General features: G+C 49.9%; 13 protein-coding genes. 8 read left to right on the top strand and 5 right to left on the bottom strand.

What is annotated here, in order from left to right:
- The first annotated feature begins 91 nt into the window (after positions 1-91).
- Together AB4124_RS02830 and AB4124_RS02825 are read left to right on the top strand one after the other, a co-directional pair.
- Positions 92-793, top strand: coding sequence for an RNA polymerase sigma factor (locus AB4124_RS02830; RefSeq protein ID WP_441971038.1), 702 nt, complete (start codon positions 92-94; stop codon positions 791-793).
- Positions 794-888: 95 nt separating this feature from the next.
- Complete coding sequence (locus AB4124_RS02825) at positions 889-1266, top strand: VOC family protein (RefSeq protein ID WP_256720702.1); 378 nt, start codon at positions 889-891, stop codon at positions 1264-1266.
- A gap of 241 nt (positions 1267-1507) precedes the next feature.
- On the opposite strand, the gene AB4124_RS02820 is transcribed toward AB4124_RS02825, so the two are convergent.
- The gene (locus AB4124_RS02820; protein WP_179090678.1) at positions 1508-1651 is read right to left on the bottom strand and encodes a hypothetical protein; all 144 of its coding nucleotides are present in this window, start codon (positions 1649-1651) and stop codon (positions 1508-1510) included.
- 250 nt (positions 1652-1901) lie between these two features.
- On the opposite strand from AB4124_RS02820, the gene AB4124_RS02815 reads away from it, so the two are divergent.
- The gene (locus AB4124_RS02815; RefSeq protein WP_430106193.1) at positions 1902-2666 is read left to right on the top strand and encodes an exodeoxyribonuclease III; all 765 of its coding nucleotides are present in this window, start codon (positions 1902-1904) and stop codon (positions 2664-2666) included.
- A 102-nt stretch (positions 2667-2768) separates the two neighbouring features.
- On the opposite strand, the gene AB4124_RS02810 is transcribed toward AB4124_RS02815, so the two are convergent.
- Positions 2769-3668, bottom strand: a complete 900-nt coding sequence (locus AB4124_RS02810) for a LysR family transcriptional regulator (protein ID WP_441971035.1) — start codon at positions 3666-3668, stop codon at positions 2769-2771.
- Between the two features lie 144 nt (positions 3669-3812).
- On the opposite strand from AB4124_RS02810, the gene AB4124_RS02805 reads away from it, so the two are divergent.
- Positions 3813-4562 (top strand): SDR family NAD(P)-dependent oxidoreductase, encoded by a 750-nt coding sequence (locus tag AB4124_RS02805; protein WP_441971033.1) that lies wholly within the window; start codon positions 3813-3815, stop codon positions 4560-4562.
- A 223-nt stretch (positions 4563-4785) separates the two neighbouring features.
- Positions 4786-5976, top strand: coding sequence for an enoyl-ACP reductase FabV (gene fabV / locus AB4124_RS02800; RefSeq protein ID WP_379407889.1), 1191 nt, complete (start codon positions 4786-4788; stop codon positions 5974-5976).
- A gap of 116 nt (positions 5977-6092) precedes the next feature.
- Here fabV and AB4124_RS02795 read toward each other — a convergent pair whose 3' ends face one another.
- Positions 6093-6788: a helix-turn-helix transcriptional regulator gene (locus AB4124_RS02795; protein ID WP_441971030.1), complete on the bottom strand. Its 696-nt coding sequence runs from the start codon at positions 6786-6788 to the stop codon at positions 6093-6095.
- 94 nt (positions 6789-6882) lie between these two features.
- Here AB4124_RS02795 and AB4124_RS02790 point away from each other — a divergent pair, with 94 nt between their 5' ends.
- The 3 genes from AB4124_RS02790 (at position 6883) to AB4124_RS02780 (ending at position 13410) form a co-directional block, all read left to right on the top strand.
- Entirely contained in the window at positions 6883-7377 is a 495-nt protein-coding gene (locus AB4124_RS02790; RefSeq protein WP_430106185.1) for a GyrI-like domain-containing protein, read from the top strand.
- Between the two features lie 261 nt (positions 7378-7638).
- Positions 7639-10272 carry a LuxR C-terminal-related transcriptional regulator gene (locus AB4124_RS02785; RefSeq protein ID WP_441971028.1) on the top strand — a complete coding sequence of 878 codons (2634 nt, stop codon included), beginning with the start codon at positions 7639-7641 and terminating at the stop codon, positions 10270-10272.
- A 156-nt stretch (positions 10273-10428) separates the two neighbouring features.
- Positions 10429-13410, top strand: a complete 2982-nt coding sequence (locus AB4124_RS02780; RefSeq protein WP_441971026.1) for an S-layer homology domain-containing protein — start codon at positions 10429-10431, stop codon at positions 13408-13410.
- 315 nt (positions 13411-13725) lie between these two features.
- On the opposite strand, the gene AB4124_RS02775 is transcribed toward AB4124_RS02780, so the two are convergent.
- Together AB4124_RS02775 and AB4124_RS02770 are read right to left on the bottom strand one after the other, a co-directional pair.
- Positions 13726-14082 (bottom strand): GyrI-like domain-containing protein, encoded by a 357-nt coding sequence (locus AB4124_RS02775; protein ID WP_441971024.1) that lies wholly within the window; start codon positions 14080-14082, stop codon positions 13726-13728.
- A 50-nt stretch (positions 14083-14132) separates the two neighbouring features.
- Entirely contained in the window at positions 14133-14372 is a 240-nt protein-coding gene (locus AB4124_RS02770) for a hypothetical protein (protein WP_441971022.1), read from the bottom strand.
- Between the last annotated feature and the right edge of the window lie 86 nt (positions 14373-14458).

Raw genomic sequence — 14458 nt, 5'->3', positions numbered from 1 at the left:
ATGCATACGAACCTGGGGCAGGGATTGGATGTGAAATTCAGCAGGAAAACGCGGGCTCTCACAGAACTAGTTAGCGAGGTGGGGAACGTTTATGCCAGAATATACGCTGGATTTACTAAGTCTGCAGGCCAAGCTGCACAGATATTGCTTACATGTGACCAGGGACCCGTGGGATGCGGAGGATCTTTTGCAAGATGTCATCCTGAAGGTCATGCGGGCTGTGGATACTCATCCTGCTAGGCAGCTATCCAATGCCTATTTATATCGAATAGCAAGCAACGCTTGGAAGGATCGATTGAAGAAGGACAGGACCCGCATGAGTGTTGCCGAGGACGAGTTGTGGGATAGACCGGGCGACGACGGCGGTTTAACGACAAGGGAACTGTTAGAGACCTTGGCGAACCGTTTATCTCCGCGGGCGATGGTCATTTTACTGCTTATGGATGTATTTGATTTCACAACGAGGGAAACGGCTGAATTCCTGTCTATGACGGAAGGAGCCGTACAGGTGTCCCTCGGGCGTGCACGGACAAGGCTTAAAAAACTGGCATGTTTACAGCAATCAGGCGTTGAACCTGAGACGCGGGAGAATATCAATGCTGGTACAGCCGCTGGGCTGGATCTGGACGTACTAGTGGATGCCTTCCGTAGAAGGGATCCGAAGGCCATATGTGCCTCATACCTCCAATTGACGAAGATGCGGATAAGAATCAGCAAATTGAGCTGGGTCCGTGGAATCCTTGCTTTTTATATGGAAGATCCTGACGGAAATGTGTGGCTGATCACGGAGTGAAATTTTTTTTAGACCTATGTTTGGTTTCGGTTCAAAATATCGTTTCTTTATTGTGTTGGAATTAAAAAAATCCAGATATAAGAGGAGGATGGAGAATGATGAGCAGACCCCCATTGTATGGTGTGGGTATCTTTGTGCCGGTGAGTGATCTGAAGCGTTCGACGGCATGGTATACGGAAATGCTAGGCCTTGAAGTGATTCATCAAGATGAACCCGACGCTATTGTGATGAGAATGAACGATGAGAAAGTGAGTTTCTGTCTGGTAAGGTCCTATGAGGTGAAGCAGCCGGTTTTTCCTAAGAATGATTATGGTGTAGGACAATATTTCAATATTCATACCACGGATGTGAGCGGAATTCATCAGCAATTGAAGGCTAAGGGAGCTGTTGTGGGTGAGATTGAGGATTTTGATGGGTTTAAAGGGTTCTCGCTGACGGATCCCGATGGTAACCGGTACGGAGTAACAGAGTAACAGAACTAGGGTATAGAAGTGTTATAACTGAAATGGCCTTTCCTTAAAGAATCGGATATCGAAATAGCAAAACACCCATCACAATGCTTTCGCAAGGATGGGTATTTTGGTTTGGTAGTTTATGCAACGCCTCGGCACCATCAATCAGGGCTAACTTATGCGATCAGACCTGGGAAAGACGTTATGTAATTCCAGTGCCCAGCATAATTAATTATGGTGTCTTGCTGCTGCGGGAACTTTGTTATTCTTGATCCCGGCAGTTCTCCTCGGCGGCCGAAGTAAACTCTTCTTCGTTCTCGGAAGCAAGCTTATCTCCGTATTGGTCCAATCGCTCAGGACTGCTGGATGGCCCGTCGTTCTTAGGTTTGTTGTTTCTGCCTGCCATGTTGTGCACCTCCTTATATAGGGTTCTTCATCGATTGCGGGCGTGCGGACTGCCGCACTTCGCGTACCCTTATGTTGTTCCTGATTTTGCATGGGATTATGCACGTAACCTCAACTTCGCTTCATGAAATTATGATGAAAGAATGGAGTTGCCTTGTCCGTTCCGATCGTCACATGATACCATAATAGAATTTAGAAGATTCATAGATTCAACACGCTAATACGATATGGATACCACGGAGGTTGCGTAAATGAAGTTAGTGTCATGGAACGTCAACGGATTGCGGGCCTGTGTAACGAAGGGCTTTATGGATTATTTTCAACAGGCGGATGCCGATATATTTTGCGTGCAGGAGACGAAGCTGCAAGCCGGGCAAATTGAGCTTGATTTGGGGCCGGAGTATCAACAATATTGGAATTATGCAGAGAAGAAGGGATATTCGGGAACGGCGATATTTACGAAAATCGCACCACTGTCCGTACGCTATGGTCTGGAGGAGGACAGCGAGCCGGAGGGCAGAGTGATCACGCTGGAGTTTGAGGACTTCTATCTTGTGAACGTATATACGCCGAATGCGAAGCGTGACCTGAGCAGGCTGGATTATCGGCTGGAGTGGGAGGAACGGTTCCGTGCTTACTTGCTTCAGCTTGACGAACGCAAACCCGTGATCGCATGCGGCGACTTGAATGTGGCGCATCAGGAAATCGACCTGAAAAATGCCAAGTCCAATCATGGCAACTCCGGCTTCACGCTGGAAGAGCGAGGCAAAATGACCGACCTGCTGTCAGCCGGCTTTATCGATTCCTTCCGTTATTTCTACCCGGATCGCACGGATGTATACAGCTGGTGGTCGTATATGGCCAAGGTAAGGGAGCGGAATATCGGCTGGCGCATCGATTATTTTTTGACGTCTGCCCGTTTAACCGAGAAACTGAAGGATGCCGAGATCGACTGCCATGTGATGGGAAGCGATCATTGCCCGGTGAATTTGACACTCAGCGAGTCATTACGTTAATACTGACTTTTTAAAAAAAAGCCAACCGAAGAGCAGGGGACGTGATAACAGTCACGCCCCTATTTGCCGGTTGGCTTTTATATTCGGGAGCAAAGGCGGCGTTTACCCGATCTGATGTTTCAGCTTGTCCAGGAAGATCGACGCCGGCTTCGACAGATGGTGCGTTCCGGGCTGTACCCACCCGAATGAGGAGGCAGCGTGGCCCGGGGGCATCTCCAGCTCCAGCGTTACGATGTTTCCCGAAGGTATGGGAGTGAAGCTGGAGAAGGACAAATCGACCCCCACCGTGACCGCTACATTCTCTTCGACGACCTTCTGTATGACCCTCGTCTGGTTGGTTGAGAAGAGCAGATCCATTTCCCCGTACTGCTCCTCGAATACTTCCATCAGTTTGAACAGACTGTCATCCTTGTAGAGAACCAAGGGGTACTTACGCAGTTCTTCCGGCGTGATCGATTGCCGCATGGCGAGTGGAGATTGACGGCTGACTCCGACCACGAATTTGCTCTCCAGCAGCTTGCCGAAATGGAGGCCGCGGTGTTGATGAATGATGGAATCATCGACAAAAATCAAACCGATATCCGCATGATTTTGTTTGATATCCTCAATAATATCAAGAGTCGCCTTTTCCGTGATTTCGAGTTTGATTTGGGGAAAGTCTTTTTTGAACTGAATAATGGCATCGATGGACAGCGTTAAGGGTACCGGAACGGTAGCAATCCGCAAAGATCCGCTCAGCAGGTTGGAATATCCTTCGGCCTCCGATTTCAGCTCCTGAAATTGTTCCAAAATGGCATAGGCTTTCTGGAGAATTCGCTGGCCCTCGGCTGTGGGTACGGCACCAAGCCGCGATCGGGTAAACAAGGAGAAACCGAACTCGGCTTCCAGGCTGGACACCGCTTGGCTGACGGCGGAAAGGGTAACGTTGCAATTCTGGGCTGCTTTGGTTAATGATCCTGCCTTGGCCGTCTCCACAATATATTCCAGTTGTTCAAGATTCATATGACCTCATCCTTAATCTATAGTTAAGTAATATTAATTAGGTTTAAATTTACTTAAATATAACGCAGCGTTACAATGAACACAAGGACATTGACACACAATGTTCAAAGAATAACGCTATTTTGCCCTAGGAGGTCATTGATAATGTCAGAACAACGTGTAGCGGTAATAACCGGTGGAGCGAGCGGAATCGGTCGTCAGGTCTCCCTTAAATTTGCAAGAAAAGGCGATCGCGTCGTCGTAGCCGATTATAATGAGGCTGCCGGTCAAGAGACGGTGGACATGATTAAAAAAGAAGGCGGCGAAGCCACTTTCGTTCAAGTCGATGTTTCCAAACAAGAAAGCGTCGAGGCGCTTGTGGATAAAGCGGTTGAGCTTTATGGCCGCATCGATGTCATGCACAACAATGCGGGGATTGGCGGCGCTGGACCGGTTCTCGATCAAAATATGGATCTCTACCATCGCACCATTAACGTGAATCAGCACGGGGTTGCCTACGGTATTATCGCGGCAGGCCGAAAGATGAAAGAGCTTGGCATTAAAGGTGTAATCATTAATACAGCATCCGTATTCGGATTCCTGGCTTCACCCGGAACGTTTGCTTATCACGCTACAAAAGGCGCCGTCATCATGATGAGCAAATCCGCTGCGCTTGAACTGGCACCATACGGCATTCGTGTCGTTGCCGTTGCTCCTGGAGCAGTTGATACACCGATTATCCAAGGCTATAAAGATTCAGGAATGCTGGATTCCATGAGAGCCAAAGTCATGGGCGGAGAATTAACACAGCCTGAAGTTGTAGCGGATACCGTGTATCTCGTGTCTCTGGATGAAGCTGCTGCGATTACAGGCAGCGTGGTCATGGCTGACCAAGGCTATGCTTCATTCAAATAATTCGTTCGGTATTTAATGGCAACGTATATAGAGCATTAAACATACAGAACCTCTCTTTGGAAGGGATGCAGGCTTAAGCCTCCGTTATTCCGAAGAGAGGTTTTCTTGGTTTTCCTGTCAAAAGATTTCCTCTCTCCACAAAAAACAGTTAAAATAGAAAGGAAATTTAAAAGACCATACATATGGTGTCAGACGCCGAGTACTGGAAGAGAGGTATATAAATATGATCATTAAACCTAGAACACGCGGATTTATTTGCACGACATCCCATCCTGTAGGCTGCGAAGCCCAAGTGCAGGAGCAGATCGATTATGTACTGAAACAGCCTGGCATCGAGGGGCCGCGCAATGTGCTGGTCATCGGCGCTTCAACGGGCTACGGCTTGTCCGCCAGAATTGCTGCCGCATTCGGCTCCCGGGCGAATACTGTAGGTGTGTATCGTCCCAGCCAGGCAACCGAGAAGCGGACCGCTTCGGCGGGCTGGTACAATTCGGTCGCTTTTGAAAAGGCAGCGGAGGCCGCAGGCTTAAAATCGTTCAGTGTGACGGGAGATGCTTTCACGCAAGAGACCAAAGCCAAGACGGTTGAGCTTATCCGCCAAGAGCTGGGCCAGGTTGATCTTGTGGTGTACAGTGTTGCCTCGGCGCGCCGTACGCTGCCTGAGACGGGTGAGACGGTCAACTCCGTATTGAAGCCGATCGGACCAGCCTATACCAACAAGACGGTAAACTTCCATACAGGTGAAGTGACGGAGGTAACGATTGAGCCGGCCACGGAAGAGGAAGTGAAGAATACCGTTGAGGTGATGGGCGGTGACGATTGGGAATTATGGATGAATGAGCTGGCGGAAGGCGGCGTATTGGCTCCTAATGTGACCACGATTGCGTTCTCCTATATCGGCTCCGAGATTACCAAAGCCATTTACCGTGATGGGTCGATTGGACAAGCCAAGGATCATCTGGAGGCCACCGCGCTGAAATTGAACGAGAGGCTCGCTGCCGGAGGCGGACGGGCTTATGTAACGGTCAGCAAAGCGTTAGTGACCCAATCCAGCTCGGCGATCCCGGTCGTTCCGCTGTACGTATCGGCGCTGTACAAAGTCATGAAGGAGAAAGGGCTGCACGAGGGCTGCATCGAGCAGATCTATCGTCTATTCTCTGATCGTCTCTATAAAGGGCAAGAAACGCCGGTGGATGAGAAGGGCCGTATCCGTATTGACGATTGGGAGCTTCGTGAAGATGTGCAGGCCGAAGTGGCCGAATTGTGGAGCAAGGTTACGAGCGAAAATATTGAAGAATTGACGGACCTTGCCGGTTACCGCCGCGAGTTCTTCCAACTGTTCGGCTTTGAAACCGACGGCGTGGATTATGATGCGGATGTGAATCCTGTAGTTGATAATCCGAAAGCCATTTAACGACTAAAAGCGAGTCCCGGACATGATCGGGGCTCGCTTTTTTTAGCTGGAATAAGACATTTGCCCCTGTGTAAGGTGTGACTTACCGAAGGATTGATGACGATTCGGGAAGTCTCTTATTCAATTAAAGGGATATAGATTTGGGCTTTAGAGGCATGTATCGAGGTTCTCAGTTCCAAGCTGTAGAGCGTCGGGTTTGGCGTAAGGCTCCGTTGTTTCAACTGCTGGATAACATAGGTATAGGATTGGTCGGTATCCTCCCGGTCGGCATGCCCTTCATGGGTATACATGGCATATTCCTGTGTCGGCAGGGTTAAACTCACCATCCGCTTTGGCGTATCACGAATCGTGGTTACCTCGACTCCGGCTACATAATGATAGATCTGCTGCCGGTTCAAAACAGCTGCAATATATAAGGGACTCGATGTTTTCTTGCGGATATATGGAATTTCCCCCATGCGGTCCTGGAGTTCCTGCCAGAGTTTTGGCTTGAGGGCTTGAGACATATAATAAGCCGTGAATGGAAGCTTCATCTCCAGGCCGACGATCAGGGTCTGCGGTTTGATGATCCGCTGAATGGATTCATTCGTCTGCGCGGATTGTTCTCGTATTTGCCGCGATGTCAGCATGGAATAACCGCCGTTTTTCCCCTCATTAGCGTATAAAGGAACACCTAGACGAGACAGCTCGTGAAGATAGCGGAGCATCGTACGGTACGAAACCGAGAATTCTTCGGCTAACTCGCCGACGGTGAAGTTTTGCCGTTCATACACCCGCTGCATGACCTTAAGGATCCGTTCGGTTTTGGGCATGATTTCGCTCCTATGATTTTTTTATACTGTGACAGTTTCTGGCATAGTTCAAGTATATAATGAAATCAAATATAGGATAAAGGAGCATTTACGGATGACTAACGATCAACGAAACGAAGCAGCGGTTACGAGCAAGGAAGCTTTTCAGGCGATAGGATTGAAGTGGGAAGGCACATTTGCCGAAGCGGGTGCGGGCGGGATACGTGCGGTGCATCGGACGCTGCAAGAGCGGCTCGAGGAGATCCCCCATGCCTTACATACCGACTCGTTGTTGGGGTTATCTTATCACGCAGTTCCCGGCGGTGAGGGATTTATTCATTACGCGGTCGTGGAAGTGGAACAGATCGACGAAGTTCCGGAGGGGATGGTTACGATATCCGTTCCTGCTTTAACCTATGCCACTTGTACTCATCGGAAAGAGCAGAGCATCGATCAGTCCTATAACAATATCTATGCTTGGATCAAAGAACAAGGTTACTCGGAATATAACCCGGATCATTTAACGCATTTCGAAAAATATCCGATGAGTCAGGATCCTTATGCGGATGACCCCGAATTTATCATCATGATTCCCGTGCAGACCAAGTAGACGGATCAGGTAGGTACACCATATCCGATGACGATGGACTTTCTTCCTGCTGTACAGCTTAATACACAAAGAAGCCACCCGCTCTGATGAAGAGCGGCTTTTTCTTATGAAGGAGTCTTCGAATGTGCCAGGATTGCAAATTGGAGCTTACTGCCCTGTTCACGGAATGGTAGAATAGTACTGAAATGATGGATTAACGCGTCTGGGTGTTATGTTGTCAGGTTATGTCCCAGCGTAAAATTCGAAGTGAGACGGAGGCGTATGATGATAAATGGAACTGAACTCGGTGTACGCGAGCCGCTGCTGCACTCGAAATTAACCGTTCCCAGAACGGTGTCCACTCTAATCCCCCGGCCGCGTCTGGATGACCGGCTGATGGATGCGATGTCGGGAAATATGACCCTGGTCTGCGCGCCGGCGGGATACGGAAAAACGACGCTTGTCAGTGAATGGCTGCTGCAGCAGGAGAGACAGACTGCTTGGGTGTCACTGGATGTCGGCGATAATCAAGGCTCCCGCTTTTGGAGGTACATCACGGCGGCCATTGCTAAAGCGTTTCCGACGTATGGGGGTGAAGTCCAACCCGTGCTGCCGCTTCTGCATACGGAAGGTTATGATCAAGGGCTTATCGTGTGCCTGAACATGCTGGATAAACTGGATCAGGAGCTGATCCTGGTTCTTGATGATTTTCATGTGATTCAGAATGAAATTTTGCTGGCGTCATTCGCTTATTTTACAGACTATTTACCCAAGTGCATCCATGTTTGCCTCATCAGCCGTACCGAACCCGCTTTCTCTGTAGCTCGCATGGAAGCCAGGCAGCTTGCCAGCAGACTCAATGCCGAAGACATGCGGTTTACCGAGAAGGAGGGTGCGCAGTTTTTTGAACATACTGACTTGCCGCTGAACACGGAGCTCTCCTCCGTGCTCGTCAGAAAAACCGAGGGATGGATTACCGGGCTTAAGCTTGCATCCATTGCGATGCGGCGGCAGGAGAATAAAGAGTCGTTTATCCATAATTTTGCAGGGGATAGCCGAGAAGTGAAGCGGTATCTGTTCGAAGAGGTATTCTCCGCTCAGGGCGATCGGATGAAGCAATTTTTGCTTACATGCTCGATCCTGAAGCGTTGGAATGTTTCCTTAAGCATGGCTGTGTCCGGATTTGAGGATAGCCGCGAGCTAATCGAATCGATAGAACGTTCTCATCTGTTTGTCGTGGCACTGGATGATAAGGGAGAATGGTTCCGATTTCATCATTTGTTCTTGGAATTTTTGCTAAGACGCCTTGAACAGAACGAACAGGTTAATAAGAGACTGTTATATAAGGCAGCCGGCGATTGGTGTTGTGAACAGCGCCTTGAGGAGGAAGCCGTTGAGTATTACTTGCAAGGTCAATATTACGAACAGGCCGTATTGCTGTTAAGCGAGATGACTTCCCGCGTCGTGAATTGGGAATGGTCGAATCTGCAAAAATGGTTATCCGCGATTCCGAGCGACATTTTGCTTCAGCACCCGGTTCTCTTTTTCTCCTATGCCAATTCGTTGATTGCCGAGGAATCTGGGGAAATCTCTGAGGGAGAAGCGCTGCTGCATCAAGCGGACGCCTGGTATGCCGAAGCCTATGAGGGATTGAGCGAGGTGCAGCACCATGAATATTTGGCGATGTTACATTATGTACGCGGCACGTTAATGGTATTTGGGCGGAATGATCTGAAGCTGGCCAAGCAGGAGTATGAGCAGGTCGTGCGATACGCTCCGAATGGCATTAAAATCATATTCGGCCAACCGGAGAAGCCGCTGCAGCCGATCACGGTAAAAACCTATAAAATCGGTCGCGGCCATGCCTCAAGGTCGATTGCAGCGCCTTACACCATGCAGATGGCAGAGGTGTATCAGGCTGTGAATCCGATTTTTCTAGGCAAGTTATATCTTAATCATGCGGAAGTACTCTACTATTGGAATGATCTATCGGCGGCTGCCGATTATGTTTCCAGGGCGATGACGTGGATCAGTCAAAATCCTAACCGGCCGGAGCATGACCTTGTTGCGAGCTGGATCCTCCAGGCGAAGCTCAAGGCGGCCGAAGGCCATATGTTTGAAGCCCTGGAGCTGCTTGAAGGCGGGCAGCGGCGGATGAAGTGGATGGACATTCCCCGGGGGATGGAAATTTTACACCTGGAGGGCATACGTCTCCAATTGCAATACGGTGATCCGGCGCCTGCACTGGCTTGGGGTGAACAGTGCCGATTATCCAGCCGGGACAGGGTGTCTGTCTTTGAATTATTTGATTATCAGCTGCTTGCCCGCGTTCTCGTTCTACAGGGTAGATGGGAGGAGGCCGAAGAGCTGCTGGACCGGTTGCTGTACCTTGCGGAGAGTGAGATGAGACCGATCGATGCGGCCGAAATTTTATGTATTACGGCCGTGATGCTGCAGTCCAGGGAGGAGCAGCGCAGAGCGCTGATTCAGCTTGAAGAGGCGCTCAAGGTATCGGAGGCCAATGACTTCTCTCGGATATTCCTCGATGAGGGCGTTACGATCATGGGAATGCTTCACGAATTAATCCGCGCGAAACAGCGGGGACAACACCGTGGGAAGGATTCCGCCTCTCTTTCATTTGTCAGATCGATTCTGGCCGCAGCGGATGGAATGGCCGAATCGGTGGATTCACCGCTGGAGGCTCTGTTAACGTCCAGGGAGATGGATGTTTTTCAAGGACTGCTCGATCATCTGAGCGGAAGGGAAATCGCAGAGAAACTGAATGTTACCTACGAAACGGTAAAGACGCATCGGAAGCGGATCTATAGCAAACTGAATGCGGCCAATCTGAGTGAGGCGATTGCGCAGGCCGAGAAGCTAAGCGATCCCAAGAGAACGAATAAACTTCAAACTTGATGTGATGTATCCATTTCCCACCTCCTCTATCCCCCCTTAGGGGGATTTTTTGTTTTACGCGTTGTCTTACAATGAATTCGGAGCACACAAATAAAGGACAGGTCTATTTCATGAACGGGAGGTTAGAAGTTGAAGTTGATGAACGGGAGGAGATGTATGAATATTCGAAAAGGTTATAAATTCATGATGGTACTGCTATGCAGCCTTTTGCTGCTGCAGCCGAGTGCCTTTGCGGCCGTGCCAGACTATGAGAATAAATTCGAGATCGCCCAGCTTGGCGGTAAGGTGACAGATTTAAAGGCGGGTGATTTCAACCATGACGGTCATTTGGATTTTGCGGCCATAACAGATGATGGGAGGGTCCATGTATTCGATGGCCAGGGGGATGGAACATTTGGTCCTCCACAAAGCCTGCAGGTTCTGGGGGTGCCGCATTCACTAGAAATCGATGATTACGATCAGGACGGTCATTTGGACTTGCTGATCGGAACGCAAACAGGGACGTTCATATGGTACGGGGAGGGTGACGGTTCCTTTCGTGATATGAGGCTGCTTTCATTGCTGCTTTCTCAGGATATTGTGGCTGCGGACTTTGATTTGGATGGTAAGACAGACATTATGATTAATAATTTCAATCAGGTTACCATTGTTCACGTAGCCGCAGATAGAACTTTTACTATGGTCCCCATCACTTTGTCCCCAGGCGGCAATAGAGCGACAACAATCACGAATGGAGCTTTTGGCACGGTGGATTTGGTTGTCGCCAGCCCGATGCTGGGTCTGCAGCGGTATAAGGGAAATGATTATACGCGGAGCGAGAGCTTTCATCTAATACCGGGAAATATCGTGGATCTCGTTTCAACGGATATTAATGGTGACGGGCACATCGATATTCTGGCGCTGAATGATATGTTGGGTGTCTTCTTTTATATGAATCATGGGGACAATACATACAATCTTCAGCAGAACTCTCTAGTCCCGGGCAATCAAAAGGTTTATGCAGAGGATGTAAACGGGGATGGTCAAGCGGAAATAATCGTTGCGACGGGAAAAGGCGTTGAATTGTATTCCAAGGAGTATGCGTCAGCCCAGTTGAATTTGCTGTGGCAGACCGAATTGGCGGCTCAAGGAAATGGAATACACCGGGCGCTTGTCGGGGATTATACCGAGGACGGAATGCCGGATCTCATTGTATCTTCTAATCACACCCTGTATATCTATAAGGCAATTGTTGTGCAACCCGAACCGGGCACGCTAAGGCTGGAAGCGGCTGATTATGCGGTTTCGGAAGACGAGGCCGAGTTGCGGGTGAAGGTAATGCGTGAAGGAGGCAGCCACGGTGCTGTCGCTGTCACTTATAACACAGCAGATGGAAGCGCTAAGGCTGACAAGCATTATAAGCCAGCTTCGGGAACGCTCTCCTTTGCCGATGGAGAGCTTGAGAAATGGATTGAAGTCGAAATTCTAAATGATGATATCCATGAAGATGACCGTGAGTTTTATTTGAATATTGCTGCAGTGCCAGGTACAGCCGTTGGTACCCCAAGCCAGGCGGTTATCACGATAACCGAGGATGATCCGCAGCCAGACACGGAAGAGCCGTTATGGCCTGCGGCTGCGGAGCTGCTTGCATCCGACATATCCACCGACTCCCTCAAGCTGTCTTGGCCTGAAGCCACGGACAATGACGAGGTTGCAGAATATCGCATTTTTAATGGGAATGATGCCACGCCGACAGCAACCGTGACGGGTGCCACCTATTCCTATGAGATGAACGGTTTGGAGGCCGACACATCGTATACGCTTAGCGTCCGTGCCTATGATCGGGCCGGCAATGCGAGCGTTCCGCTCCAGACGACGGCTCAGACGCTGGAAGATCCGAATTCAGGCCCTGATCCGGATCAGGAAGCCCCGGTATGGCCTGATTTCGGACAACTGATGATATCTGACATTAGCACTACATCGATGAGGTTATCCTGGCCGCAAGCCTCGGATGATGAAGAGGTTACAGGTTATCGGGTATACCGCGAAGATACCGCAGATACTCCGGTAGCAACGGTAACTGGCAGCACGTATTCCTACGTAGTTGGTGGGTTAACGCCGAATACATCCTATACGTTTCGAGTAAAGGCGTATGACCATGCCGGGAACGAAAGCGCACCGCTCCAGGCAGCAGCGAGGACACTTCAGCTCCCTACGACGCCTCCAACTCCAAGTCCAGGAGGCGATCCTGATCCAGGACCGGCGAATCCGAACCCAACTACACCGATGATTCCTTCGGATAGTGCACAGCTTCATACATTCTCTATTGGAATTGGGGAAACCGGGGATGCTTTGAAGCTGAGTCCAGCCTTCTCGCCGAACGTGTTCGCGTATCGGGCCGAGACCGAGGCGTCAGAGATCCGATTCGATCTGACGGCCGCTCATAGCAAGGCAAGAATCACCGGACCTTGGGATAAAGATGGCCGGATCTCCTTAAAACCTGGGGAGAATGTCATAGAGATTAAGGTAACCGCCGAGAGTGGCAAGGTGAACACGTATACCCTGACCATTGTTCGCAGTGTGCCAAATCTTGAGCCGCCGATCAAACCTGAACCTCCTCAGGCTCTGGAAGCTTTTCGTGACACGAAAGGACACTGGGCTCAGGCAGCGATTGACGAGCTGGCCAGCAAAGGGCTGGTCAAAGGCTACGCTAACAGCATATTTAAGCCGGATTCCTTGATTAGACGCGATGAATTTACGGTGATGCTGGTTAGAGCACTGGCTTTGCAGGGTGACAGCAAATACACGTTTAAAGATGAATCAGACATCCCAGGATGGTCTAGGGAAGCGGTAGGGCTTGCGGCAGAGGCAGGGATTATCCAGGGATATAAGGATGGGCGATTCCAGCCTGCAGGCGTTATCACAAGAGCGGAGTTAACCGTCATGCTCGCCAAAGCGCTAGGTATAGAACCGCTTCAAGGACAGGATGCCAAGTTTGCAGACCTTGCGAGTTTTCCAGCCTGGGCCAAAGGCTATATCGCCGCCGCATACGCCGAAGGACTGGTTAGCGGTCGCAGCGGCGGGAAGTTCGAGCCGGATGCCCCGGCCACCCGAGCAGAGGCCGTGGTTATGCTGCGACGCATGCTGAACAAGTAACGTCAAGATTACAGCCTTGATGCACAATTTCTATATAAGAGCCGCAAACTCTGTATTGCACAGAATTTGCGGCTTCTTTTATTATGATTTTTTGGCAGAAAAATAATGGGGGTGATCACCGCATCGATAATATGCTCATGTTTAGGAACGTCTAGCAACGGTGAGCAAAAAAGTGCACGTCTTCAGCGATGGAATCTACTGTGCCTTTCTAACTACAGGAATCCATAACTCGTTCTTATGCTCGTCCGGAGGAAGATAGCATTCGATGGCAGGAAGCGGCGCGAGATCATAAGCATGGGATGGTATCCACTCCGTTTAAAGACGCTTCCACATCTCCGCAATGCCGCTCGGATCTCCTTCCAGCTCGAATACGGCCCAAGTGGCGGCAGGGAAATGTCGCTGTATTATCGGTTCTTGAGGCGTATCCTTGGATACGACGGACATGATGTAGTCAAAATGCTCATTCCTCCCGTAGTCACCGTCTGCACAAACACCCAGTATTCCCCGGATCGGATGGTCTTGCTCACGATAGTTCCATAGCTTCTCGAAAATGCCCTTCTCCTGAGCCTCCATCCAGAGGCGGGGAACGTCTTCATAGGCACGTTGTGTGTTTACTTGCTCCTTGAAACCGACAACGGAAAATGCCTTCATTTCTTCGATTCTGTAATTCATTTCGGCAGCTCCTCGCATTGAGAATTGAAAGGAGATGCGGGGATAGGCCTTCAGTTTGGTGCCGGTCTGGCGTGCGGAAGTCGGCGTTGTGCCATGCATGTTCTGGAATGCACGTGCGAACGCCTCCGTATGTATTCGGACAGCGTCACATCCGTAATGAACGGAAACATGCGTTGAAAATGATACACGGAGCAGCATGCGATCTGAGCAGCTTCAGCGTAATCGATCTCCTCGGTTATGTGTCCTTCTATATAGCCTATGGCCTCATTCATCCGCTGGACCCAATCCATCCGGTCATCATCCTTTCTAAGATCAATATATAAGAAGCTGCGCCCAAAAGACCTAGCCGTTGCTGCACGGATATCGCTAGCCCGGT

The sequence above is a fragment of the Paenibacillus sp. 2KB_20 genome, from assembly GCF_052115765.1.
Taxonomy (GTDB): domain Bacteria; phylum Bacillota; class Bacilli; order Paenibacillales; family Paenibacillaceae; genus Paenibacillus_AQ.
The sequence above is the reverse complement of the archived record's forward strand: the minus strand, read 5'-3'. Positions and strand labels throughout refer to the sequence as shown.

What these genes read in the sequence shown, in the direction of transcription:
- AB4124_RS02795 (WP_441971030.1), bottom strand. Translation starts at nt 6,788, where the DNA reads ATGCCCAAAACCGAACGGATCCTTAAGGTCATGCAGCGGGTGTATGAA.
- AB4124_RS02825 (WP_256720702.1), top strand. Translation starts at nt 889, where the DNA reads ATGATGAGCAGACCCCCATTGTATGGTGTGGGTATCTTTGTGCCGGTG.
- AB4124_RS02820 (WP_179090678.1), bottom strand. Translation starts at nt 1,651, where the DNA reads ATGGCAGGCAGAAACAACAAACCTAAGAACGACGGGCCATCCAGCAGT.
- AB4124_RS02785 (WP_441971028.1), top strand. Translation starts at nt 7,639, where the DNA reads ATGATGATAAATGGAACTGAACTCGGTGTACGCGAGCCGCTGCTGCAC.
- AB4124_RS02770 (WP_441971022.1), bottom strand. Translation starts at nt 14,372, where the DNA reads ATGGATTGGGTCCAGCGGATGAATGAGGCCATAGGCTATATAGAAGGA.
- AB4124_RS02775 (WP_441971024.1), bottom strand. Translation starts at nt 14,082, where the DNA reads ATGAATTACAGAATCGAAGAAATGAAGGCATTTTCCGTTGTCGGTTTC.
- AB4124_RS02830 (WP_441971038.1), top strand. Translation starts at nt 92, where the DNA reads ATGCCAGAATATACGCTGGATTTACTAAGTCTGCAGGCCAAGCTGCAC.
- fabV (WP_379407889.1), top strand. Translation starts at nt 4,786, where the DNA reads ATGATCATTAAACCTAGAACACGCGGATTTATTTGCACGACATCCCAT.
- AB4124_RS02790 (WP_430106185.1), top strand. Translation starts at nt 6,883, where the DNA reads ATGACTAACGATCAACGAAACGAAGCAGCGGTTACGAGCAAGGAAGCT.
- AB4124_RS02805 (WP_441971033.1), top strand. Translation starts at nt 3,813, where the DNA reads ATGTCAGAACAACGTGTAGCGGTAATAACCGGTGGAGCGAGCGGAATC.
- AB4124_RS02810 (WP_441971035.1), bottom strand. Translation starts at nt 3,668, where the DNA reads ATGAATCTTGAACAACTGGAATATATTGTGGAGACGGCCAAGGCAGGA.
- AB4124_RS02780 (WP_441971026.1), top strand. Translation starts at nt 10,429, where the DNA reads ATGAATATTCGAAAAGGTTATAAATTCATGATGGTACTGCTATGCAGC.
- AB4124_RS02815 (WP_430106193.1), top strand. Translation starts at nt 1,902, where the DNA reads ATGAAGTTAGTGTCATGGAACGTCAACGGATTGCGGGCCTGTGTAACG.